Source organism: Synechococcus sp. MU1625 (genome assembly GCF_020514205.1).
Classification (GTDB): domain Bacteria; phylum Cyanobacteriota; class Cyanobacteriia; order PCC-6307; family Cyanobiaceae; genus Parasynechococcus.
The window spans coordinates 504,755-526,740 of the sequence record NZ_VTLA01000001.1 but is presented as its reverse complement, the minus strand read 5'-3'; the positions used below and the strand labels follow the sequence as shown (position 1 = coordinate 526,740).

At 57.9% G+C, this 21,986-nt stretch carries 19 protein-coding genes and 1 tRNA gene; 13 read left to right on the top strand and 7 right to left on the bottom strand.

Annotated features, from left to right (window positions below; all coding sequences use genetic code 11):
* Nucleotides 1–48: 48 nt before the first annotated feature.
* Nucleotides 49–1,446 (top strand): 23S rRNA (uracil(1939)-C(5))-methyltransferase RlmD, encoded by a 1,398-nt coding sequence (gene rlmD / locus FZX13_RS03010; protein ID WP_226407162.1) that lies wholly within the window; start codon nt 49–51, stop codon nt 1,444–1,446.
* On the opposite strand, the gene pheT is transcribed toward rlmD, so the two are convergent.
* Entirely contained in the window at nt 1,436–3,859 is a 2,424-nt protein-coding gene (gene pheT, locus FZX13_RS03005; RefSeq protein ID WP_226407160.1) for a phenylalanine--tRNA ligase subunit beta, read from the bottom strand. The two genes, rlmD and pheT, sit on opposite strands and share 11 nt — an antisense overlap.
* A gap of 126 nt (nt 3,860–3,985) precedes the next feature.
* Here pheT and rpmG point away from each other — a divergent pair, with 126 nt between their 5' ends.
* The 3 genes from rpmG to FZX13_RS02990 are packed head-to-tail and all read left to right on the top strand — an operon-like array spanning nt 3,986 to nt 6,481.
* Nucleotides 3,986–4,180: a 50S ribosomal protein L33 gene (gene rpmG / locus FZX13_RS03000; protein ID WP_006851071.1), complete on the top strand. Its 195-nt coding sequence runs from the start codon at nt 3,986–3,988 to the stop codon at nt 4,178–4,180.
* Between the two features lie 38 nt (nt 4,181–4,218).
* Nucleotides 4,219–4,440, top strand: coding sequence for a 30S ribosomal protein S18 (gene rpsR / locus FZX13_RS02995; protein ID WP_006041316.1), 222 nt, complete (start codon nt 4,219–4,221; stop codon nt 4,438–4,440).
* A gap of 10 nt (nt 4,441–4,450) precedes the next feature.
* On the top strand, nt 4,451–6,481 hold the full coding sequence (locus FZX13_RS02990) for a ribonuclease catalytic domain-containing protein (protein WP_226407139.1): 2,031 nt from the start codon (nt 4,451–4,453) through the stop codon (nt 6,479–6,481).
* On the opposite strand, the gene FZX13_RS02985 is transcribed toward FZX13_RS02990, so the two are convergent.
* The gene (locus FZX13_RS02985) at nt 6,478–8,256 is read right to left on the bottom strand and encodes an FAD-dependent oxidoreductase (protein WP_226407137.1); all 1,779 of its coding nucleotides are present in this window, start codon (nt 8,254–8,256) and stop codon (nt 6,478–6,480) included. The genes FZX13_RS02990 and FZX13_RS02985 overlap by 4 nt on opposite strands.
* An 86-nt stretch (nt 8,257–8,342) precedes the next feature.
* Here FZX13_RS02985 and metG point away from each other — a divergent pair, with 86 nt between their 5' ends.
* Both metG and lptC read left to right on the top strand, forming a co-directional pair.
* The gene (metG, locus tag FZX13_RS02980; RefSeq protein WP_226397637.1) at nt 8,343–9,887 is read left to right on the top strand and encodes a methionine--tRNA ligase; all 1,545 of its coding nucleotides are present in this window, start codon (nt 8,343–8,345) and stop codon (nt 9,885–9,887) included.
* A gap of 8 nt (nt 9,888–9,895) precedes the next feature.
* A complete protein-coding gene (gene lptC, locus FZX13_RS02975; RefSeq protein ID WP_226407135.1) occupies nt 9,896–11,065 on the top strand; it encodes an LPS export ABC transporter periplasmic protein LptC in 1,170 nt (389 codons plus the stop codon).
* On the opposite strand, the gene FZX13_RS02970 is transcribed toward lptC, so the two are convergent.
* Entirely contained in the window at nt 11,010–11,660 is a 651-nt protein-coding gene (locus FZX13_RS02970; protein WP_226407133.1) for a cofactor assembly of complex C subunit B, read from the bottom strand. The genes lptC and FZX13_RS02970 overlap by 56 nt on opposite strands.
* Before the next feature lie 62 nt (nt 11,661–11,722).
* Here FZX13_RS02970 and FZX13_RS02965 point away from each other — a divergent pair, with 62 nt between their 5' ends.
* From FZX13_RS02965 to FZX13_RS02940, 6 genes are all read left to right on the top strand, one after another.
* A complete protein-coding gene (locus FZX13_RS02965) occupies nt 11,723–12,130 on the top strand; it encodes a hypothetical protein (protein WP_226407131.1) in 408 nt (135 codons plus the stop codon).
* Nucleotides 12,131–12,163: 33 nt separating this feature from the next.
* Nucleotides 12,164–12,835 carry a photosystem II repair protein Psb32 gene (gene psb32 / locus FZX13_RS02960; RefSeq protein WP_115023113.1) on the top strand — a complete coding sequence of 224 codons (672 nt, stop codon included), beginning with the start codon at nt 12,164–12,166 and terminating at the stop codon, nt 12,833–12,835.
* Nucleotides 12,836–12,848: 13 nt separating this feature from the next.
* The gene (pxcA, locus tag FZX13_RS02955; RefSeq protein WP_115023115.1) at nt 12,849–13,997 is read left to right on the top strand and encodes a proton extrusion protein PcxA; all 1,149 of its coding nucleotides are present in this window, start codon (nt 12,849–12,851) and stop codon (nt 13,995–13,997) included.
* A 22-nt stretch (nt 13,998–14,019) separates the two neighbouring features.
* Entirely contained in the window at nt 14,020–14,568 is a 549-nt protein-coding gene (cobU, locus tag FZX13_RS02950) for a bifunctional adenosylcobinamide kinase/adenosylcobinamide-phosphate guanylyltransferase (RefSeq protein ID WP_226407129.1), read from the top strand.
* The gene (locus tag FZX13_RS02945; RefSeq protein WP_226407127.1) at nt 14,565–15,056 is read left to right on the top strand and encodes a tRNA (cytidine(34)-2'-O)-methyltransferase; all 492 of its coding nucleotides are present in this window, start codon (nt 14,565–14,567) and stop codon (nt 15,054–15,056) included. Before cobU ends, FZX13_RS02945 begins: the two co-directional genes overlap by 4 nt.
* Nucleotides 15,057–15,128: 72 nt before the next feature.
* Complete coding sequence (locus FZX13_RS02940; protein ID WP_226407126.1) at nt 15,129–16,178, top strand: M23 family metallopeptidase; 1,050 nt, start codon at nt 15,129–15,131, stop codon at nt 16,176–16,178.
* Nucleotides 16,179–16,240: 62 nt separating this feature from the next.
* Here FZX13_RS02940 and FZX13_RS02935 read toward each other — a convergent pair.
* Both FZX13_RS02935 and FZX13_RS02930 read right to left on the bottom strand, forming a co-directional pair.
* Nucleotides 16,241–16,314, bottom strand: a tRNA-Met gene (locus FZX13_RS02935).
* Between the two features lie 46 nt (nt 16,315–16,360).
* The gene (locus tag FZX13_RS02930; RefSeq protein ID WP_226407124.1) at nt 16,361–16,663 is read right to left on the bottom strand and encodes a hypothetical protein; all 303 of its coding nucleotides are present in this window, start codon (nt 16,661–16,663) and stop codon (nt 16,361–16,363) included.
* 121 nt (nt 16,664–16,784) lie between these two features.
* On the opposite strand from FZX13_RS02930, the gene FZX13_RS02925 reads away from it, so the two are divergent.
* Nucleotides 16,785–17,387 carry a peroxiredoxin gene (locus FZX13_RS02925; protein ID WP_115023120.1) on the top strand — a complete coding sequence of 201 codons (603 nt, stop codon included), beginning with the start codon at nt 16,785–16,787 and terminating at the stop codon, nt 17,385–17,387.
* A 44-nt stretch (nt 17,388–17,431) separates the two neighbouring features.
* Here FZX13_RS02925 and FZX13_RS02920 read toward each other — a convergent pair whose 3' ends face one another.
* Complete coding sequence (locus FZX13_RS02920; protein WP_226407122.1) at nt 17,432–20,179, bottom strand: UPF0182 family protein; 2,748 nt, start codon at nt 20,177–20,179, stop codon at nt 17,432–17,434.
* A complete protein-coding gene (gene ftsH / locus FZX13_RS02915) occupies nt 20,176–21,975 on the bottom strand; it encodes an ATP-dependent zinc metalloprotease FtsH (RefSeq protein WP_226407120.1) in 1,800 nt (599 codons plus the stop codon). Before ftsH ends, FZX13_RS02920 begins: the two co-directional genes overlap by 4 nt.
* Between the last annotated feature and the right edge of the window lie 11 nt (nt 21,976–21,986).

Below are 21,986 nucleotides of genomic sequence, written 5' to 3'. Positions count from 1 at the left end.
CAACTCCGCCCGGGTGTTACGCCATTGCAATGGCAGGGAACCTTGAGCATGACCTACGCCGACAGCCCGAACAGCAGTGAACCGCGGCCGGGGCTCACCATCGAGGTGGAATCTGTTGACCTCGACCGTGACGGAAAAGGACTGGCCCGTTGGAACAACTGGGTGATTGTCGTGCCTGATCTTCTGCCAGGGGAGCGTGCCACGGTTCAACTCCAGCAACGCCAACGTTCCCGCTGGCTGAGCCGACGCGTTGAGCTGATCTCCGTTTCCGAGGTTCGGCGCCGTCCTCCTTGCATCCTTGCTGATGACTGTGGTGGCTGCACCCTGCAACGTCTGGATGATCCAGCTCAGACCCGTTGGAAAGAGCAGCAGATCCAGCAGACCATGCAGAGGATTGGAGGAATCAACCTTGCACCCGCGGCTCCCCTCGTTGATGCCGACCGCTGCTTCGGCTATCGCAACCGAGCCCTGATTCCTTTAAAGCGCGACCAGAACGGACGCCTGAAAGCTGGATACTTCCGTCCCAGGTCCCACAAGATTGTCAATCTGAATCACTGTCCGGTGCTTGATCCACGTTTGGATGCACTGTTGGAACCCATCAAAAAAGACCTTGATGCAGGGGGGTGGCCGGCCGACCATGACCTCATCGATGCGCAAGGTTTGCGTCATCTCGGGCTTCGTATGGCCAGCGCCACTGGCGATGTGTTGATCACCCTGATCAGCAGCCATGGCCAACTGCCTGGACTCCAGGACCTTGCCCAGACCTGGGTTCAGCGATGGCCTGAGGTGAAGGGTGTCTGCCTGAACCTTCAACCGAAGGCCAACAATCTCGTTCTCGGTCGAACGACCCACTGCCTCGCCGGTTCGCCGACCATCGAGGAACAGTTCTGCGGCATCAAGCTTTCCCTGAGCAGCACCACCTTTGTTCAGGTGAACACATCACAAGCGGAACGCATTGTTCAGCGGCTGACTGACTGGCTGTCGGTTCAATGTGGTGGCGGAACCGTGGTCGATGCCTACTGCGGTGTCGGAACCATTGCTCTACCCCTGGCAAAGGCTGGCTTTCATGTTCAGGGTTTGGAATTGAATCCCGACTCTGTGGAGCAGGCTCGGCTGAACGCCATGCACAACGGCCTTTCCTCACGCTGTGAATTTCATCCCGGTGATGTGGCGGATCTGCTCGCCTCTCAGCTTGAGAACTGCCAAGCCCTCGTTCTTGATCCACCCCGACGGGGTCTCGATCGCCGCGTGGTAGCCAGCATTCTTGAGCAACCTCCCGCAGTGCTGGCTTACCTCAGTTGTGATCCCGCCACCCAGGCAAGGGATCTCAAAGAACTACTTGCACCATTAGGCCCCTACGAGCTGGAAACTCTTCAGCCCGTTGATTTCTTCCCCCAAACAACTCACCTTGAGTCGTTGGCGCTGATGAAGCGAATTAGCTCCTGAGCTCGGCCTGAAACTGCTTGCTTAAAGCAGCCCGCACCTTGTCGTGCACCGGCTGGATTTTGTCTTCAGTCAAGGTTTCGTTCTTGCCGCGATAACGCAGACGAAAGGCCTGGCTGACCTTGTTGTCACCGAGTTGCTCCCCTTCAAACCGATCCACCAACTCCACCTGCTCCAGCAGAGGCTTTCCCGCTTTGCGGATGGCTTGAATCAGGTCCGCAGCTGCACTGGAACGATCGACGACGACGGCAAGATCCCGCTCACTGAAGGGCACGGTCGGGTATGCCTTGAAGGACGGGGTCCAGCGGTTGCTGCGGGTAGCAGCGTCCAACAGACGCGTCAGATCAAGTTCAAACAGATATGTCGCTTCGGGGAGATCCAGCTCCTCAGCCAGGGCAGGGTGGAGTTGACCGAAACAGCCGAGGGGTCGACCCTCCAGGACAAGGGTGGCGGCCCGGCCGGGATGCAGTCGTGGATCGTCAGACAGGCGACGATCAGACAGCTCAAGTTGCAGGGTTTCCATCACCCGGGTCAGAACACCACGGGCCTGGAAATAGTCCGGTGCCTGCGGTTTACCACTGGTTCTCCAGATGGAGAGGCGCCGATCTCCGCAAATCACGCCACCGAGTACTGCTGTTTGGTTCACCGCTTCAGGTGATCCGCTGTAGGTGTTGCCGATCTCGAAGACGGAACACCCGCGCTGGGATGCCTTCAGATTGCGCACGCAGATCTGAAGATGTTCCTCCCAGAGATTGGTGCGCAGATGGCTGGTATCGGCCAGCAAAGGATTACTGATGGCGATGCGCTGTTCTTGCTCTGAACCCGGAACAAGCGACAGGGTGGTCACTTCCTGAAGGCCCGTCGCACAGAACAGCTGCCGTAAGCGCCGTTCCGCCTGCTGGCGCGGTGTCAGTACACCTGGTTCCAGCGGATCAGGCAGATGAGTTCCGAAACGGTCGAAGCCGACCAGACGCGCCACTTCTTCAATCAGATCCACTTCACGCTGCAGGTCTTGGCGTCTTGAGGGTGGCGCTATGACCTGCCACCCCTCGTCAAGGGCTGAGAGTTGACAGCCCAGGGCTGTCAAACAGGTCTCGATGCTGCGGTCGTCCAGATCTTCAGCGCAGTCTGGCCCGACGAGAGGGCCAAGCAGTTGATGCAGTGCATTACGCCGCAACATCACTGGTGCGGGTTCAGCGGGACCATCCCCACCAACCCAGCGGCCCGTCTCGGTGCAGGCGAACTCCTCCATTAACAATGCAGAGGCCCGAGCTGAACAAGCCAGGGTCATCTCTACTGGCAAGCCTTTTTCGTAACGGCTGCTGGCATCCGTGCGCAACCCGAGGGCCCGGGCCGACTGGCGAACCCGCGGTGGTGCAAACAGGGCGGATTCCAGCCAGATCTTCCGTGTCTGGGCGGTCACGCCACTCTCGAGACTCCCCATCACCCCCGCGACGGCCACAGGACGGTCATGACAGGTGACGACCTGAACGCGGCTGTCGAGGCTGCGCTTCTGATCATCTAGACCCACAAAGGTTTCCCCGTCGCGAGCGGGACGGACGCCAAAACTCTGGGCATCCACCGGTTGCCCTGTTAGTTGTTCCAGCGCATCGGCATCAAAAGCGTGGAGGGGCTGCCCCTGCTCCAGCATCACCAGATTGGTGACGTCGACCACCGCATTCACGCTGTTCACACCACCGCGCTCAAGCCGCTGCTGCAACCAGGTCGGTGACTGCTTGGAGCCATCCACGCCCTCGATCCTGGTGATCGAGTAAAAGCAGCCATCCATGTCCGTGGTCAGCGGTGTGGTGCTGGGATCAAGATCCAGCTGGGGCAGGCTCAAGCTCCCACCGGTCAGGGCCGCCACCTCGCGAGCGATACCCACCATGGACAGGCCGTCGGGGCGATTGGCGGTGATCGCCAGCTCCAAGACGGTGTCATCAAGGCCCAGCAATGGCGCCACTGGTGCACCCGTCGCAGGCAGTGTTGCCTGGAGCTCATCAAGGATGGCAATGCCGTCGGATTGCTCCGTCAGGCCCAGTTCCGTGAGGGAGCAGATCATCCCGTTGCTGGCAACTCCGCGGAGTTCGCCGGCCTTGATCGTCAAACCAACGGAGGGGAGAGTCGCTCCGACCATGGCGACTGGAACATGAATGCCGGCGCGAACGTTGCTGGCACCACAGACGATCTGGATCGGCTCCTGGGCACCGATATCGACGCTGCAGACGCTGAGCTTGTCGGCATTGGGGTGTTTATCCCGTTCGAGCACATGGCCGACCACCACGCCCTGGGCGCGCGCGCTTAGGTCATCAACGTCGTCCACCTCAAAGCCCGCCATGGAGAGACGCTCCGACAGATCGTCCACGGATTCATTCACCTGGACCAGCTGTTTCAGCCAGGAGATGGATACCCGCATCGGATCAAAGCCAGACAGCGCGCGATCTTAGGAAGTCCCCCTTGGAGTGCTGCTCAGTGCCTGTCGGGTCAGGGGGTAAGCTCGATGTTTGTCAATTCGCTTCGCACCTGCGGCGCAACGTCCTTTATGGCCAAGAACAAGGGCGTCCGGATCGTGATCACTCTCGAGTGCACCGAATGCCGGTCCAATCCCGCCAAGCGTTCACCCGGCGTGTCTCGCTACACGACGGAAAAGAACCGCCGGAACACCACCGAACGGCTGGAGATCAAAAAGTTCTGTCCCCACTGCAACAAGTCCACGCTCCATAAGGAGATCAAGTGACCTTGCAGGTCCGTCTTTCCTCCATCCGTTCCTGAGTCATGTCCAGCTCCTTCTTCAAGAAGCGTCTCTCGCCGATCAAGCCCGGTGATCCCATCGATTACAAAGATGTGGATCTTCTCAAGAAGTTCATCACCGAGCGGGGCAAGATCCTTCCCCGTCGCCTCACCGGTTTGACCGCTAAACAGCAGCGCGATCTCACCAACGCCGTTAAGCGTGCACGCATCGTTGCCCTTCTGCCGTTCGTGAACCCCGAAGGTTGATCCTCGGGCGTTGAACAACTCCATCCAACCCGGAGACACCGTCGCGGTTGTTCTTAAGGGTTCCCCACTCATCGGCCGTCTTCTGTCCATCAAGGGCAGCAAGGCGGTTGTTTCTTTTGGCGGTCAACGTCGGGATCAGGGCCTCCCCCTGCGAGACCTGATTGCTATCGATCCGGAGCATCTTTTCGATAACAGCGTTCTGCCCGCCCCCGAGCAGGTGCAGGACAGCGCCCCATCAGCCCGGGCTGTCGTTGAGGCCTGGCAGCTGTTGGAAACGGATCAACCAGGCGGAATGGCTCGACTCAGCCTCTGCGAACTGGGAGAGCTTGTACTGACACCCCTCAACCTCGAAGGTTTGGCAGCACTGTGGAGCTGGGTACAGGGGTCCCAGCAGTTGTTCCGCTGGCGTCGAGACCGCTTACTCCAACCGCTGACCCTCGAGGAGCGTGCCAGCCAGCGGCGCCAGCGCCGTTCTGAGCGCCAAGCGCAAAGGAAGGAAGAACGGCAGCTCGAGTTGCTGCAGGCGGAGCGAGGCCTCAGCGACGATGAACGCCTCGAACTGGGCCAGGTTTGGGATGAGCGCTTCAGCCATTGGATTCAGTTGCTGAAAGACAATCCCGCGTCAGTCGGCTCAGACCCCGAGCTTCAGCAATGGTCTACCCCGTTGTCGATCGGGTCGGACGCCGCCGATCTGCGGCACTGGTTGATCGTGCGTGGATTACTCGATCCCAATCAACCGATCGCCCTGAGAGGCAGTGTCTGGTCCCGCAGTTTTCCCCACGACCTGGAGGCGGAAGCGGAACGTCTCGTTGCGCTCTCTGATGAGGATCAACCGGGGGATGAGCAACGCATCGACCTCACCAACCTGGCGACCTACAGCCTTGACGATGCGGGCACCCGTGAAATTGATGATGCGCTGTCAATCGAGCGGCGAGATGGATGCGATTGGATCTGGATCCATATCGCTGATCCCAGTCGTCTCATTGGTGCCGACTCTCCCCTCGATCTGGAGGCCCGACGACGGGCCACCAGTCTCTACCTCGCCGATGGGGTTATGCCGATGCTGCCCCTCGTGTTGGCAGCTGGCCCCCTCAGCCTTCGTGCCGGTCAGCGTTGCGCAGCACTGAGTGTCGCCGTCAGGCTTGGGGACGATGGTGCGGTGGTAGAGCACCGCATTGCCCGCAGCTGGATTCGACCCCGCTACGGACTGACCTATGCCGACGGTGATGAGCTGATCGATTTGGCCCCCCCTGGCGATGAGGCTCTCTCGGATCTGTCTCGACTGTTGCTGCAGCGAATGCGCTGGCGTCGCTCCAACGGGGCTGTGATGTTTGACCGGCCGGAAGGACGCTTTCGCCGCTGCGATGAATCGCTGACACTGCAGGTGATTGACCCGTCCCCCTCCCGCTTGATGGTGAGTGAAGCGATGCTTCTGATGGGGGCAGTTGTGGCCAGCTTTGGGCAACAGCACGATCTCCCGCTTCCGTACCGCAGTCAACCTGCAGCGGAGTTGCCCTCCAGCGATGAACTCGATCGGATTCCAGAGGGTCCAGCACGCGATGCGGCGATCAAGCGTTGCTTGAGTCGCGGCGTACAGGGCACGCGACCGATGCCCCATTTCAGCCTCGGATTGGCCGCCTATGTGCAGGCGACATCACCGATCCGTCGTTACGCAGATCTCGTGACCCACCGGCAGATTCTTGCGCAGCTCTCTGCTGTTCAACCGATGGGGGAGGAGCGTCTTGGTGAACTGATCGACGATCTCGACGACCCTCTGCGCCAATCCATTCAGATCAGTCGAGAGGATCAACGCCACTGGCAGCAGGTGTGGTTCGCCGAGCGTCAAAGCACCGTTTGGTCAGCACAATTCCTGCGTTGGTTGCGACCCCAGGATCGATTGGCCCTGGTTCATGTCAGCGACCTGGCAATGGATCTGGTGGGATGTGTCGCCTCAACAGACCCAGCGCCAGGCGACACACTGGAGCTCAGGGTGGGTTGTGCTGATCCCGTGCGTGGGGAGTTGCAGCTTCTAATCGGTTAATCCAGAACTCCGGTGATCCGGACCCAGGGTCCCCATGGATTTTTGATCCCGCGCAGGTTCAGCCTCTGATCTGAATGATCAGTGGAGGCAAGCCAGTGATGAATCGCTGGTTCCAGGGTGATGAGAGGCCAGCTTTCATCTGCGCTCTTCAACTCGTATCCCTCTGCGGCATTGCCAGTGAGCACGCCGTTTAAGGCGATCTCATGCCGTTGGTTCGGCGCTTGATTCAACCCTGGCTGTTTCAGATCTCTTGATGGCCGGCCTGCCAATTCGGCCCATGCATCCAGTTGATCCGGCTGAGCCAAGCCCTGCTTCTGGGCCTCCGCCCAGTGCGGATGCCAGTGGGGCCAGTCCCAAATCGGGAGCACTGCAGCCGGGGCTTGTGGCTCTTCAATCAGGGCTGACTGGATCTCATCGACCGCCAGATCGCCAATGTCACATCCCTGTCGAACGGCCAGGGCCGCTGCAAGACCAGCCACCTGGCCCAGATTCAGAATCAACGGCTGCAACCGGGTTGCCCCGTTGGCCATGTGGCTGACGCTGACTCCTTTCTCCGCCATCACCAGGTTGGCAACGGAATCACAGATCAGGGCATCGAATGGGATGCAGAACGGGGTACCGCTCCAACGCCCTCCCCAGCGCACACTTTTCGGAGCCAGGGGCCAGTCTTCACCGGGATAGTGATGGTCATTGGCGTAGGTCCCCACAGCGATGCTGGTGCAGCGTCCCTTGGCATCGATCGGGATCGGTCCACGAAGGGCGCCCGTGGAGATCGGCAACAGGTCGCGTTCCGTCACCGTTGTTCTGCCGATCAAGCGCCGACTTTCACGCCAGTACGGCATCAAAGCCAAGCTCGGGTCTTCTCCAGGAAAGGCGTTGCCGGGGCCAATCCAACCGCCGCTGCATTCCGACAGCGCAGCGAGAAAATCCTTGCTGTGACGCTGCATCTCATGGGCCAGATCTTCGCGTTCCTGGGTATCGGCACTGATGGCCCGACCGAGTCCGTTGTGCCAGTCATTGCCCTTCAGGGGCCAGTTCACCATGACCAGGCCGCCCGGCAGACGGCCATAGGTGACAGTTTTTTCAAGGCCAAAATTGGCAGTGCTGCGCTGAAAGGGGGCCCGTGGAATTGCATTGAGGTGCTGCTGAGCGAGCTCCCCATGCAATTGCCCCATCACCACCCACGTCGGTGACTGAACCGGTTGGCGTTGGAAGAACGTCTCGTTCTCAAGCCTTGATCGCTCAGGTGCGCTGGGTTCATCCCAGAGCTCCTTGGCTTCCCAACCCCAACGGAAAGGGGCCGAAGTCTGGGCCAGCAGATCACCAAGGTCACTGCCATCAATAAAGACCTCCGCTGCAACCGTCTCGACGCCATCCGCTTTGAGGATCTGAACTGAGTGGATGTGGCCTTGACGGCAGTGGACTTGCTCCAGCTTGCAGTTGGCCCGCCACTCAAGCTTCGGCTCAGCCGCTACCCAACCTTGCAGGATCTGTTCCGCTGTCTGCGGTCGGTATCCGAAACAGCTCACCCAGTTGTGGTCCAGGCCCGTCGGTTCCTCCAGTTCCAGCTGTCGAAGAAAAGCGCCCCACAGTCCGGTCTGCCAGCAACTCAACTCATGGCCATCCGGAGCACAGACTCCAGCCGAGCTCACCATGCCTCCCAGCCATGGCCCTGGGGTGAGCAACGTCGTTACAGCCCCTGATCTCGCGCTTTGCAGAGCGGCTGCGACACCCCCGCAGCCGCCGCCCCAAACCACCACGTCGCGGTGCGTCATGGAAACGGGCTTTTGGAGTGGATCGCGATGGGCATGATCGTTAGAGTCTGGCGTCGCTGCGGTGCAGCGGAGTTCGAGTTTTTCTGATGCCTTACACCCTTACGACTCCGCTCTATTACGTCAACGATCGGCCCCATCTGGGCAGTACCTATACGACCTTGGCCTGCGATGCACTGGCGCGGTTCGAGCGCCTATGCCTGCAGGAGGTGACCTTCGTCACCGGCGTTGACGAGCATGGGCAAAAGATTCAACGCACGGCTGAACGACAGCAGCTCAGTCCTCAGGACCACTGCGACCGCGTTAGCAGCCGCTACCGCGATCTTTGGAAGCAGTGGGGGATTTCAGAGGATCGCTTCGTGCGTACTACCAACCCGCGCCACTTGAAGTTGGTCGAGCAGTTCTACGAACGGGTCAAGGCATCAGGCGACATCGTTGTCGGCAATCAGACCGGCTGGTACTGCGTCGATTGCGAGGAATACAAGGATGATCCTGCTGAGGCGGAGTCACCGTCATGTGCGATCCACCGCAAGCCTCTGGAATGGCGCGATGAGGAGAACCTTTTCTTCCGGCTTTCCCGTTACCAGTCCGCCATTGAAGAGTTAGTGGCTCGGGACGACTTCATCGCTCCCGCCAGCAGACGTCAGGAGGTTCGAAATTTTGTCGCCCAGGGTCTGCGTGACTTCTCCATTTCCCGAGTGAATGTGTCCTGGGGGCTGCCCGTGCCCGATCATCCCGGCCACACCTTCTACGTCTGGTTTGATGCACTTCTTGGCTATCTGACCGCACTTCTCGATGACGGAGAACCGGTGTCTCTCGATCGACTCGGCTCCTGCGGTTGGCCCGCTTCCGTCCACGTGATTGGCAAGGACATTCTCCGCTTTCATGCCGTCTTCTGGCCTGCCATGTGCATGTCTGCGGGTCTGCCGGTACCGCAAAAGGTTTTCGGTCATGGCTTTCTCACCCGCGAGGGGCAAAAGATGGGGAAATCCCTCGGCAACGTGCTGGATCCAGAATTGCTGCTGGAGCGATGCGGCACCGATGCCGTTCGCTGGTACCTGTTGCGCGATATCCAATTCGGGGACGACGGTGATTTCCAACAGCAGCGCTTCGTCGATTTGGTCAACAACGATCTGGCCAACACCATCGGCAATCTTCTGAACCGCACGTCATCGATGGCGCGTAAGTGGTTTGACGACAGCGTTCCCCCTGCCGGGGCTGCCACTGACCCTGACCATCCCCTGGCTCAGAAGGCCTCTGTAACCGTCAGCACGGTGATGGACGCCATGCCGAATCTCGCCTTCAAGACCGCGGCCGAGTCGATTCTTCAATTGGCGATTGCAGCGAACGGCCATCTGAATGACACCGCGCCCTGGAGCCGAATGAAAGAACCCGGCCAAGAGGCCAGCGTGGGCGAAGATCTTTTCGCTGTGTTGGAGACCACTCGCATCGTCGGTCTTCTGCTCGCTCCGCTGCTGCCAGACCTCAGTCAGCGCATCCTGGCCCAGCTGGGGCAGTGTCTTGATTCCGATAACTGGTCGAATCAGCTGATATGGGGCAGGCTGAGCAGCGGTTCCGACCTGCCCAAACCAACCCCGGTGATGCAGCGGTTGGAACTGGATGAACCGCTTTGAGGGAAAGCATGCATTGCCTGTCTCGCTGTGGTCTGACAGCAGCCCTCGTAGCCACCTCTCTTCTGGCCGCCTGCAGTTCCAGCCGGCAGCCCACGATAGAACCCACGCCTTCGTTCGTCTTTCGATCTCTGGATTTGAGTCAGCGAGCCGACAATGGAGATCGAGACTGGGATTTGACCAGCCCAGAGGCGCGCTACGACCTGAGCAGTCGAACCATTCGCGCGCGGCGCCCCCAGGGGATCTTGTATCGCGACGATCAACCGCACTACCGGATCACCGCTGATCTGGCCACCGTGTTGAGGGATGGTGAACTCGTCATTCTTGAAGGTTCGGTTCATCTCCGTCAGTTGAACCAACGGGGGCTAACGATCAAGGGGGACAACTTGATTTGGACGCCCACTCAGTCGCGGATGGTGATCAATCAAAGGCCGATGGCGAGTGATGGCCAGACGCAAATCCGTTCCCGTGAACTGGCCTTTCAACAGGACACGGAACTCTTGGTCTTCGACGGTCCAACAGAGCTGAAACGTCGAGACGAGGCAAGCGATGACAGCACCCCCACAGACGACAATCCTGCTTCAACAGTGGTTCGTGGTGGCAGCGGCACCTGGAATTTGCGGAGCGGTCTGATGCAGGCTCCTGGCCAGGTTGAGGCTGTTCGACGCGATGGCCGGAAGCTCAGTGCTTCAGGGTTAAGTGGCAACACCCGCGAGGGATTTCTCGATCTGCAGGAGCCGGTCACGCTTCTTCTTGAGAACGACCGTGGCACCATCACCGCCGGCCGAACGCGCTGGTTGTTCTCTGCGCAGCAGCTCCAGTCCGTGCAACCGGTACAGGCTGAATTGCAGAACAGCTCAGTTCAAGGCAAGGGTTTCAGGCTTGATGAACGCAGCGGCACGGTGATCATCCCCAGCGACTGTCGTCTGCAGCAGAAGCAGGAAACCCTCACAGCTCGCCGTTGCAGTTGGAACTGGAACAGTGAACGGGTCGTGGCTGATGGAGATGTGGTGTTGCGCCGAAAGAAACCGGAGCAGACCACGCGGGCCTCAAGGATGGAAGCCACGATCACTGACGATGGCGAGATCCGTTTCGGCCAACCGGGTCAGCGAGTTGAATCAACGATCAAGCTGAATCCCAAGACCGATGCGAAACGTCCTCGGTCTCCAGTGTCGTTCTGAGTCGCTGGGCCCATCCCTCCAGCCAACGCTCATCTGAGCGGCTGAAACAACGGGGCGACCAGCCCCCCACAATCACCACCCCCTGCTGTCCCATGGGGCACACGAGAATTGCTGGAAGCGACTGCAGCATCCCGTCAAATTCGGCCCGACCGGGAAAGAGTGTGGTGTTCACGAGAGAGATGGTCTGTTCACGGTCCATGGCTCGCTTGGTGATGGCTCCTGGTTGGAAGGGGGCCTGACTGATCAGGCCCCTTCGCAACACAACCTGCTGACGCCAAAGCACCAGAACCGAAGCAGCTGGAGTCGCTGTCAGAAGCATGTGACTTCCCCAGGCCAGCTCCTGTTTCTGAACATCGTTGAGCTGCTCGAGCAACACCAGTCCCTGCTCTCCCTTCAACGACACCTTCTCAGCTGATTTCGGGTTGGCCCTTGTCCAGAGAACGGCTACCAACATCAGTCCCACCGATGCCATACCTGCCAGAACCTCTGCCCTTTGGAGGTCTGGTGTGACCGTTCCCGCTAACCCCGCATTTGTCACGGTCAGACCCAGCAACAAGAGCGCACAGATCAGAACGACACGGGCGGGGACTGGCATCAACGATGGGGGCTGTCAGAACGCAATCATCCTGCTCAAATACGGACACGTATGTCCCTGCCATGACGACTCAAGAGGCCTTTGCCGCCATAGCGCTAGCCGCTGTTGCCTGTGATGGAAGACTCGGGAGGGATGAAGCACACGCCCTCCGCTGTCAACTGGAGTACCGATCCCTTTACAGCGACAGTTCTGATGCTGCGATGGGGCAATTGTTTGATCGGTTGCTGCTGCTGCTGAGGGACCAGGGAGTTGATGGTCTGATTGCATCCGCCCTGCCCCAGCTCAACGCAAGACAGCAGCAGTCTGCCCTTGCCGTGGCGGCTCATCTTGTCCATGCCGATCGCAGGGTCACTCCGGAGGAGACCGAATTCCTGGATCAACTCACCTCTCAAATGTCTCTGCCCGTCAACGAGGCCCGCATGGTCGTTCAAGCAATTGAGGCCCTCAACCGCGACATGCTGGACAGCTAACGGCAGACTGAGGAGGTTGTAACGCTTGATGGGATGTCCCTTTCCGCCCGACGCCTGTTGGCCAGCCTGCTCAGTTTCGGGATCTGTCTGCTTCTCTTGGCCCCTGCCAGCTTCGCGATAGCTCCTGCTGCCTTAGGCGGAAGCCTGCCGGAGACACTGGTGATCGACGAAGCGGATGTGCTCAGCCGTGCCAGTCGTGGCGAATTGGAGGCGAAGTTACGCAGTTTTGATGATCAACGGGTGGATGCCCGTCTGATCACCCTGCGTCGCCTGGATTACGGCATCAGTTTGAACAACTTTGGTGAGGAACTTCTCGAAAGCTGGAGTTCTCCGACTGGCAATCCTCTCTTGTTGATGTTGATCGAAACTCAGAACAAGAAATCCGCCGTGGTTGCGGATCAGGAGCTGGAAGCTCAGCTTCCCGCCAGCCTTCTTTCCAGTACCGCCCGCACAACGATGACTGTGCCCCTGCGGGAAGGGGACCGCTACCGCCAGGCTTCAGTAGATGGTCTGACGCGTCTTTCGACAGTTCTCTCAGGTGGAGAAGACCCGGGCCCCCCGCAGCAAATTGAACGCGTCACCCTGCCCACCAACATCCCAACCAAGGCGGAAACCGAAGAGAGCGATGCCACCAAATGGGTCATCATCCTTCTGGTGCTTGGAACCATCATTCCGATGGCGACCTGGTGGGTGTTCTCGCGCTGATTGAACGATTGAGATGAGCCGCCGTAACTGGATCAATTTATTCAGCTCCAATCAATCCGTTGAATTCTCCAGTGATCTTGAGCGTGGTTATGAGGCGGCTCTGCTCATTCAGAGCCTGGAACTGGAGTATTACGGAGACCGGCAGATCCGCCCTGACCTCAAGCTTTCCGTACCGCGAGCTGTTCAGGCCACGATTCTGCGCCGGTTTAAAACTGCACTGGCCATTTGCCGAAATTCAGCGGTCAATCTTTCTGAACAACGGGCGCAACTTGATTCTCAGGAGCTACGGCAACTCCAACTGATTGAAACCGTTGTCAGCCGCTATGGACCCCGACGTTCGAGTGGCTCACCCTCTATTAGTCGTTCACCGGACGCGCTGCCCCGTTCCCTTCTGGGTGTCTTTGACAGTATTCGACTGCAGTTGGATCCCTCAACTGAGGACAACGTTGTTGCAGGCTATCGACGCCGTCGTGACAGCACGCTGATCTCCCTGCGTGTTCTGCTCTTGCTGATTCTGGTTCCCTTGCTGGTTCAGCAGATCGCCGGCACGTATCTGATCTCACCTGCGGTGAATCACTTTTCACCTGAACTTCCGTTCCTCAGTTACCCCAAGCCGCAGCTCGAGGAAAAGGCGGCTGAGAAGCTTCGCCTCTACAAACAGGAGCTGGAATTTGATGCGTTTTTAAAAGGTGTGCCGCCTTTGGATGATGTCCAGTTGCGCGACCAGCTCACCGAGAAGGCGACGGAGCTCAAACATGATGCTGATGAGGAGAGTCTGAAGGCGATCAAAAACGTCTTTGCTGATCTCGCAGGTCTGATCGCTTTTGCGGTTGTGTGCTTGATCAGTCGCGACGAACTGCGGGTTCTGCGAGGATTTGTTGATGAGGCTGTATACGGCCTGAGTGATTCCGCCAAGGCCTTCGCCATTATTTTGTTTACCGACATCTTTGTGGGTTATCACAGCCCTGAAGGCTGGTCTGTCTTGCTGGATGGAATCGCAGAGCATTTCGGCCTTCCATCCAGCCAGAGTTTCGTCAATCTCTTCATTGCGACCTTCCCTGTCGTGTTAGCGACGATCTTTAAGTATTGGATTTTCAGGTATCTCAACCGCGTCTCTCCGTCGTCCGTTGCGACCTTGAAAGGTATGAATGGCGGTGGTTGATCCAACGGCCCCTAACGAGCCCATGGTTTCAAGTGTCAACAACGGTTTGATTCTGGTCAGCGGACCAGCGCGCAGTGGCAAGAGTCGGTGGGCAGAGCATCTGCTGCACAACCACCCTGATGTGACGTACATCGCGACGGCAGCAGCCCGACCAGAAGACCTTGAGTGGCAGAAACGTCTTGATGCTCACCGACAGCGTCGTCCTGAGCACTGGGCTGTTGCTGAATCCGGTGCTGAGCTGGTGGAGGTCATTGAGACCCTCTCGCCAGGTCAGTCCGTGCTGATCGATGCCCTTGGTGGTTTTGTCGCACATCATTTGGAGCTCGATGCATCCGCCTGGAACCTGCTGTGTGAACGACTGATCGCTGCCGTCACGTCATCGCGCTGCACTTTTGTTCTCGTGATTGAAGAGACAGGATGGGGCGTTGTTCCTCCAACACGTATTGGTGGGCTGTTTCGAGACCGTTTGGGAGCTCTCGCTCAACAGTTGGATCGTGTTGCCGATGCTGCCTGGCTTGTTCTCCAGGGACGGGCTCTTGACCTTCATGCCCTTGGACGTGTGGTGCCATGACTGAGATGGAGCCGCTGCGTATTGCACTGTTCGAGCCACAGATCCCACCAAACACGGGGAATATTGCGCGTACCTCTGCTGCCTTCAGAGTGCCGCTGACGCTGATCGAACCCCTTGGTTTCAAGGTCGATGATCGCAGCGTTCGCCGCGCCGGTCTCGATTACTGGCCGCACGTACAACTCTCCATCGCCTCAGATTTTCAGGCATTCCAGTCACAACTTCTGCCAGAGCAGAGGTTGATCGGCTGTAGTCGCCGCGGTGGTGCATCACTCTCCTCATTTGAATTCAAACGAGGTGATGTTCTGCTGTTTGGACGTGAAGACACCGGTCTGCCGGATCCGGTTCGCGAGGCCTGCGACACCATTCTGACGATTCCGATGCCCGGTGCCGCCGATGACGCTGGCCAGGGTGGCGTGCGCAGCCTCAATCTTTCTGTGGCCTGTGCACTGGTGACCTACGTGGCTGGTCAGCAGTTGAGGTTGTGGTGATCACACCACTGCTCCAATCCCCCTTGCGCTGTGATGTTCGTCTCGTTACCTTCAACGCGTCTGTTGGGTTTCATGCGCGCACTGCTTGCTGTAGCAACTGCTGTAACCCCTGTTGTGACGCTGGGAGTGTGGAGCTCTCTGCCAGGAATTGCTGATAACGCCACCTTCAATCTCGCTGAATTACCCCCACTCCCAGTTGTTGAGTCTCCAGAGCCCGTTTCTCTCGCCAGTACAACAGACACCACAACGCAGCTTTGGTTCAAAGTTCTCTCGTCGACCCCACTGAACAGATTCGCTGATTTGCTTCGGCTGGATGCACAGAAACTTGCGACGTTGAACAGCGTTTCTCCGGATCATGTTTTCGAGCCAACCAGTTGGCTTGCTCTTCCTGATTCATCTCGGGTGGTTGCTGTGACACTGTCGTCTCTCGATCGAGCCAGTGAACGCAAAACGCTTCCTGTTTCGGCCCCACCTCCAGTCAGCACTATCGCGAAAATTCAGCAGGGTGATTCACTCGCTGCATTTCTCAAGCGTCATGGTGTGACCCAAGCGCAGTTGAAGACCTTTAATCCCGGTGTTCAGCTCAATGCCTTGACGGTCGGTCGAGAACTTCAGATCTCTAACGCATCCTCAGGTCAGTCTGTTCTCGCTGTTCGCCCGCTCCGTAGCGGCGGCGCCGCCTGGCCTCAGCAAACTCCATTGTCGACAGCTGACCAGCCTGACAGCCTGAAGCCGCCGATTGTTGGTTATCAGTGGCCGACAAAGGGTGTGTTCACCTCCGGCTATGGATGGCGTTGGGGTCGGATGCACAAAGGGATTGACATCGCCAACAACACAGGAACTCCGGTTATCGCTGCACGGGATGGCATTGTCTCGTTTTCCGGCTGGAGCGGTGCCTATGGCTATTTGGTTGAAATCGCCCATAGCGATGGTGAATCCACCCGTTACGCCCATAACAGTCGCCTTCTTGTCAAAAAAGGCCAGGTTGTTCCCCGTGGCGCGCGTATTTCTCTCATGGGAAGTACCGGCCGAAGCACAGGGCCCCACCTTCACTTTGAAATCCGTCGTGCCGGTGGTGCAGCCCTCAATCCTCTAGTCAAGCTGCCTGCCCGTAAAGCTTGAGCAGATAAGGCTCCAGTCGAAAATAACAAGCATCTGGCTTGTCCCCAGTGTTGTCGAATAAATGTCAGAGGGGAGACTTGAACTCCCGACCTCAGGGTTATGAATCCTGTGCTCTAACCAGCTGAGCTACTCTGACGCAGGCCCTTCAGGCCAGTCGCCATCATACATCTCGGGGTTCTGGCTCAGCGCATGTCGATGGCATTGAGTCGATCGCGAAATGACTTGGGCTGATCATCCAGGTTCGCTAGAGCATCCACCTGGACCGTCGGTGCTGGTGCCGTTGCTGGCTCGACGTTTCGCGCTGGCGCCGAACGACGGGTTGAACCGCGATTGACACCCATACTTCTGAGCCGACCTGATCGTTGGTCACGATCCAAGGGCTTTTTGCGCAGATCTCCCTTCAGCTGGTTCAGCAGACGAAAATGTCCTGTAGCGCTGAACTTTCGAAGCAGTGAAGGGTCCCAGCTCGTGAGTTGATCAGTCATCGTCTGAGTTTATGGCGACGGACGGCCATAGCCGTGATAAGTTGAAAAGTGAAACTGGAAGTCGAATCGACTACGTGTTAAGTCGGTTGCGGCCTTCAGGTCATTCATTCTCCCTCCAATCATGACCGACAACGGTTGCCTGCGTGTTGGCCAGCAGGCCCCTGATTTCACAGCTACCGCTGTGGTGGACCAGGAGTTCAAGGAAATCACGCTGTCCCAGTACCGGGGCAAGTACGTGGTGTTGTTCTTCTACCCTCTGGATTTCACCTTCGTCTGCCCGACTGAAATCACGGCCTTCAGTGACCGTTATTCCGATTTCTCCAGCAAGAACACCGAAGTACTCGGCGTTTCCGTCGACAGCCAGTTCAGCCACCTGGCTTGGATTCAGACAGCGCGCAATCAGGGTGGCCTGGGCGACATCAACTATCCCCTCGTCGCTGACCTGAAGAAGGAAATCTCCACCGCCTACAACGTCCTTGATGACGCTGAGGGTGTTGCTCTGCGCGGGCTGTTCATCATCGATCCCGATGGTGTGATCATGCACGCCACCATCAACAATCTGCCCGTCGGCCGCAACGTTGATGAAACCCTTCGGGTTCTGCAGGCCTTCCAATACGTGCAGTCCAACCCTGACGAGGTTTGCCCTGCCAACTGGACTCCTGGTGAAAAGACCATGAAGCCTGATCCCAAGGGCTCCAAGGAGTATTTCTCTGCCATCGGCTGAGTGCTTTAAGCAGGCCCTTTCACCTGTTACCTCGGCCCTACCCCTCAAACGGGTGGGGCTTTTTTCATGAGTTGCTCTAAGGCAAGGGACAAGCTTTGATCCATGGCGATTGAGCGACCATCACTGACAACGATTCGTGCCAGAGAGGGCAAGCCCACCTTGCTGGTGCGCAGATAAACCGGTTCGACGTAGAGAAGACCGTCGCCAAGGGGAAGCACCAAGAGATTGCCCTGGACGAGTTCAAGATCTCCCTGGTCCCAGAGGCCAAACACCTTGCTGACCTCCGGATCCTGATGAATCAGAGCCTGCACCTGTTCAGGACCCAGAATGTTCTTGTCTTTTGGGAAATCGATCAGCTCCAATTCACCGTAGTGCTCGCCATCGTTTCGGGCAGCCAGCCAGGCGGTGAGATTAGGCCGTGCCAGTGGTGTTAGAGGCTGAAGCAGGAGAAATTCCGAGTTGTCATTGCCCTGAACCTGAGCCGTAACGTGATAGGGCTCCACGTTGACTTTTTCGCCGCCATAAATCTCACTGGGGACCTGCCAGACATCATCACCGCTGTAAAAGATTCTTGGATCTTCGACGTGATATCGCTTTAGCTGGTTGACCTGAACATTGAAGAAATCCTCAGGCACTCTGAGGTGATCACGAATCAGCTGCGGCATGGATTGCATGGATTCAAACAAGCCTGGAAATGCGACATCCCAGCCTTTCACAATCGGATCATCCTTCTCTGAGATATAAAGATGAACACTGCCGTTGTAAGCATCAACGATGGCCTTAACCGAGTTTCTTAAATACCGATCAGAATCGTCGGAAGAGACCGCCGCACTGTAGGCAAGCGTGGAACTGTGGGTATAACCTTCAACGACCCAATACTGATGCTGTTGACGTTGCGCGGATCGTGCTTCCATTGTTCCAGCAGATTCGGGATAAGTCTCCGGGATCGAAATCAGATAAGGATCGCCACGAAAATCAATGAATGGAGCAATTGCTGAAACACGGCTTCTCACTTCACGACGGATCAATATTTTTGAATCAGCGGAGATTGCTTTTGTCGTCAGCAGTCGCGGCTCATGGAGATAAAGCGCCGCTGCACACCGCTGAAGCCAGGATCCAATAGGGATACCACCTGAACCTCGATAGTGGGTCTCAACATTGAGATCTCCCTCGGGATAATCGAATTCCGGAATCTCTGTTGGAGCAACTGCATAGGGAGATGGGAGCATCCCGTAGTAGAGAGCAGCATCGCCAACAGGGATCGCATCTCTAACCTCGGATTGATCGATTCCAAGTGCCTCATTTCCCTTGATTCGTGTTTCTGTACCGAGATCACTGATGAAATATGAGGGCAGACCATCGTTGCTGCGTTCGTTCACAGGGCTAACGGTGAATCCATAGCCGTGGGTAAAGATGAAATGGCGGTTCTGCCACGTTCTTGATCGCCTCGGTAACGCTGACTGATCCAATTCACGTGCAGAAACAATCACCTGTTGAGCCGAATCGCTGTCTTGATTGAGCGGATAACGGTCAACCGCCGCATTCGAGAATCGGTAGTAGACCCGAAGCTGTTGCAGTTGCCGATTGGCTTCCAGCAAGGGGGCGCTATCCCACAGGCGCACATTGCCCAGAGTGCTGGCGCCTTGCTTCAAATCCATAGCACTCAGCCTTGTCTGTGGTTCGTAGACCTGACGTTCAATGTGGTCCAGCTGGAAACCCCATCGGGTGGCCTTAATTGCGTCTGCCAGATAAGGAGCTTGCAGATTGATCTCCTGCGGACGGACCAGGAGCCAACGCGTCAGTGGCGTGGCCACCATTTCCAGCGCCACTAGCGAAGCCAACGTGAGAACTAGTCCTTGACGCAGGCGTTGGCGACAAGGCAAGAGCAGTGCCAGTGCAATCAAAACGAGCAGCAGCGTGGCAGCAGCCCGTAGCGGAAGCGTGATGTGAGCCTGAAGCCAGCCGGCACCAGCCACCAGTCCGTGTTGGCTCCAAAGCAATTGGTGCCTTGATAACCAGACCAACCCGGCCGTTTGCAAAACCAGAACAGCTGACAGGACTCTGAGCAACTGAAGCTGTCGCGTTGTAAAGGCCGGACTGGCCCAGTCAGAGATGGCTTGCGAGTTAGCGAGACAACGCCAGAGTTCAAAGCAGATGGTGAACGCGGTGCTCAGCACCAGCAGCTCCAGCCCCAAATGCAAGCCCACGAAGCGTCCCAGGCCGAAGCTGACATCGGCACCAAGCCTGGGATCTTGCAGGGAACTGTTCGGGATCCAAAGGGCTAATGACCAGATTCCCCACGCTCGCGCGACGACAACAACTAGTGAACCTGCAACGATCCGTGCCAGCCAGGGGCTTGTTCGACGCCAGGCCATCGCCACGGTGATGAGCACTGCTTTGATGAGAATCACAGCGGCCGTGATTCCGTTGTCAGGCAACAGGCTCGGCACCCATTCCCCCAGCTGAAACGGATCACGGATGGTCAGTGCCACCAGATCAAGGGTCAGCATTGTGCTGATCAGAACCACACTGCCACTGAGCAGGAGTGCTGTCCCGTAGGACCAACCGGTCAGGCGCCATCCCTGAGCTGACGTCAGGTTGTGGTGCTTGAACTGTCTTGACCAGGTCCGTGCAGCCATCAGTGGCAGCAGCGCCAATCCCGCAAAGAGAAACTGCAGAAGCCAGCGCTTCAGGAGAACGTCGGTCCAGCCGAACTGCTCAAACCAGAGCCACTCGATCTGCATCCGGGCTGCGACAACAACCAACGGCAGCAGAAGGAGGAGGCGTCTCATGGCAGTCCGGCGATCTCGCGGAATCGATCACCGTTGATCGTTTCCTCCGCAATCAAAACTTCAACCAGGTGGTCCATCAATTCACGACGCTGCTCCAGCAGAGCAATCGCCTGAGCCAAGGCATTCTTGGCGAGCTGACGGATCTGAGCATCAATGGCCTGGCCAGTGGATTCGGCATATCCAGGCCGTTGGTTGAACCAGTCGCGACCGAGGAAGACCTCCGCTCCCGGACCCTCCAGCGCCATCGGTCCGAGATTGGAAAAGCCGAAGCGTGTCACCATCTCGCGGGCCAGTTGAGCCACCATCTGGAGATCTCCACTAGCCCCCTGGGTGATCTCGAGGGAGCCGAAGACCACTTGCTCCGCTGCTCGTCCACCGAGTGCCACAACCAGATCCGCCAGGCACGACGCGCGGGTGATCAAACCGGAATCGAGCACCTCTTCGTCTGGCATGAAGCGGGTGTATCCACCGGCTCCGCCCCGAGGAAGAATCGTGACCTTATCCACCGCATTGGCGGCCGGCAGAAGGGTCGCCACAAGGGCGTGGCCCACCTCGTGATATGCGATGAGGCGTTTTTTTGCGGTGTCCTGCAAGGGGCGGTTGCTCAGCCCCATGGTGATGCGTTCCAAGGCACCTTCCAGCTGAAACTGGCCGATGCGGAGCATGTTCTGACGTGCCGTGAGGATGGCTGCCTCATTCAGAAGATTGGCAAGATCAGCACCAGAGAATCCGGGGGTCCGGCTCGCCCAATCCGACAAAGAGACGGAGTCATCGAGGGGTCGTGTTCTGGCGTGCACCGCAAGAATCGCCTCACGTCCACGCCGATCAGGTAGGCCCACATCAATGCGTCGGTCGAATCGTCCTGGCCTCAGGAGAGCGGCATCCAGCACATCGGCGCGGTTCGTGGCCGCAAGAAGGATCACGCCGGAGTTCTCCTCGAATCCATCCATCTCCGTCAGGAGTTGGTTGAGGGTCTGCTCACGTTCATCGTTACCCCCGCCGATTCCAGCACCACGCTGACGACCGACGGCATCGATCTCATCAATGAAGACAATGCAGGGGGATTTTTCCTTGGCTTGGCGGAACAGATCGCGAACTCTGCTCGCGCCGACACCAACGAAAAGTTCCACAAATTCGGACGCTGCCATGGAGAAGAAGGGCACTTCTGCTTCTCCTGCAATCGCCTTGGCTAGAAGGGTTTTCCCGGTCCCAGGGGGGCCGACCAGCAGCACGCCTCGGGGGATCTTGGCGCCAAGTCGAATGAACGCCTCAGGCTGCTTGAGAAAGGTGACGACCTCCTCCAGTTCGAGCCGTGCATCGTTGATTCCTGCGACATCCTCAAAACGAAGCTGCAGATCTTCCTGTGGTTTCAACCGGGGCTGACTGCGCCCAAAACCCAGGGCACGATTCGCCATCTGTGCTGAACGTTTCAACAAAAAAGACAAACCGACCACCACCAGGAGCACCAGAAACAGGGTTCCCACCAGTTCTCGACCTGCTTGTTCGCGTCGAACATCCACGACCGTCAGGGATGTGCCAGAGCTCTCGGCAGCGCGCAGGATCTGATTGTCGTTCGCGAAGACGGGAACAGTGATTCGTCGCCCGTCGTTGTATTGGACCCTGACCTCCCTCAGGCCCGGCACGAGATCCAACTGCTTGATTTGTTTTGCGTCGATATCCCGCAGCAGGGTGGAATAACTCACAGTGTCCTGTTTCTTCCAGAACCCCTGAATCGAGGAAGGTTGAACCTTCTGAGGAGCAGCGGAACCATTAGAGCTGTTCGAACCTGGTGCCACGTCAACGCTGC

What these genes read in the sequence shown, in the direction of transcription:
- rlmD (WP_226407162.1), top strand. Translation starts at nt 49, where the DNA reads ATGACCTACGCCGACAGCCCGAACAGCAGTGAACCGCGGCCGGGGCTC.
- pheT (WP_226407160.1), bottom strand. Translation starts at nt 3,859, where the DNA reads ATGCGGGTATCCATCTCCTGGCTGAAACAGCTGGTCCAGGTGAATGAA.
- rpmG (WP_006851071.1), top strand. Translation starts at nt 3,986, where the DNA reads ATGGCCAAGAACAAGGGCGTCCGGATCGTGATCACTCTCGAGTGCACC.
- rpsR (WP_006041316.1), top strand. Translation starts at nt 4,219, where the DNA reads ATGTCCAGCTCCTTCTTCAAGAAGCGTCTCTCGCCGATCAAGCCCGGT.
- FZX13_RS02985 (WP_226407137.1), bottom strand. Translation starts at nt 8,256, where the DNA reads ATGACGCACCGCGACGTGGTGGTTTGGGGCGGCGGCTGCGGGGGTGTC.
- metG (WP_226397637.1), top strand. Translation starts at nt 8,343, where the DNA reads ATGCCTTACACCCTTACGACTCCGCTCTATTACGTCAACGATCGGCCC.
- lptC (WP_226407135.1), top strand. Translation starts at nt 9,896, where the DNA reads ATGCATTGCCTGTCTCGCTGTGGTCTGACAGCAGCCCTCGTAGCCACC.
- FZX13_RS02970 (WP_226407133.1), bottom strand. Translation starts at nt 11,660, where the DNA reads ATGCCAGTCCCCGCCCGTGTCGTTCTGATCTGTGCGCTCTTGTTGCTG.
- FZX13_RS02965 (WP_226407131.1), top strand. Translation starts at nt 11,723, where the DNA reads ATGACGACTCAAGAGGCCTTTGCCGCCATAGCGCTAGCCGCTGTTGCC.
- psb32 (WP_115023113.1), top strand. Translation starts at nt 12,164, where the DNA reads ATGTCCCTTTCCGCCCGACGCCTGTTGGCCAGCCTGCTCAGTTTCGGG.
- pxcA (WP_115023115.1), top strand. Translation starts at nt 12,849, where the DNA reads ATGAGCCGCCGTAACTGGATCAATTTATTCAGCTCCAATCAATCCGTT.
- cobU (WP_226407129.1), top strand. Translation starts at nt 14,020, where the DNA reads ATGGTTTCAAGTGTCAACAACGGTTTGATTCTGGTCAGCGGACCAGCG.
- FZX13_RS02945 (WP_226407127.1), top strand. Translation starts at nt 14,565, where the DNA reads ATGACTGAGATGGAGCCGCTGCGTATTGCACTGTTCGAGCCACAGATC.
- FZX13_RS02940 (WP_226407126.1), top strand. Translation starts at nt 15,129, where the DNA reads ATGCGCGCACTGCTTGCTGTAGCAACTGCTGTAACCCCTGTTGTGACG.
- FZX13_RS02930 (WP_226407124.1), bottom strand. Translation starts at nt 16,663, where the DNA reads ATGACTGATCAACTCACGAGCTGGGACCCTTCACTGCTTCGAAAGTTC.
- FZX13_RS02925 (WP_115023120.1), top strand. Translation starts at nt 16,785, where the DNA reads ATGACCGACAACGGTTGCCTGCGTGTTGGCCAGCAGGCCCCTGATTTC.
- FZX13_RS02920 (WP_226407122.1), bottom strand. Translation starts at nt 20,179, where the DNA reads ATGAGACGCCTCCTCCTTCTGCTGCCGTTGGTTGTTGTCGCAGCCCGG.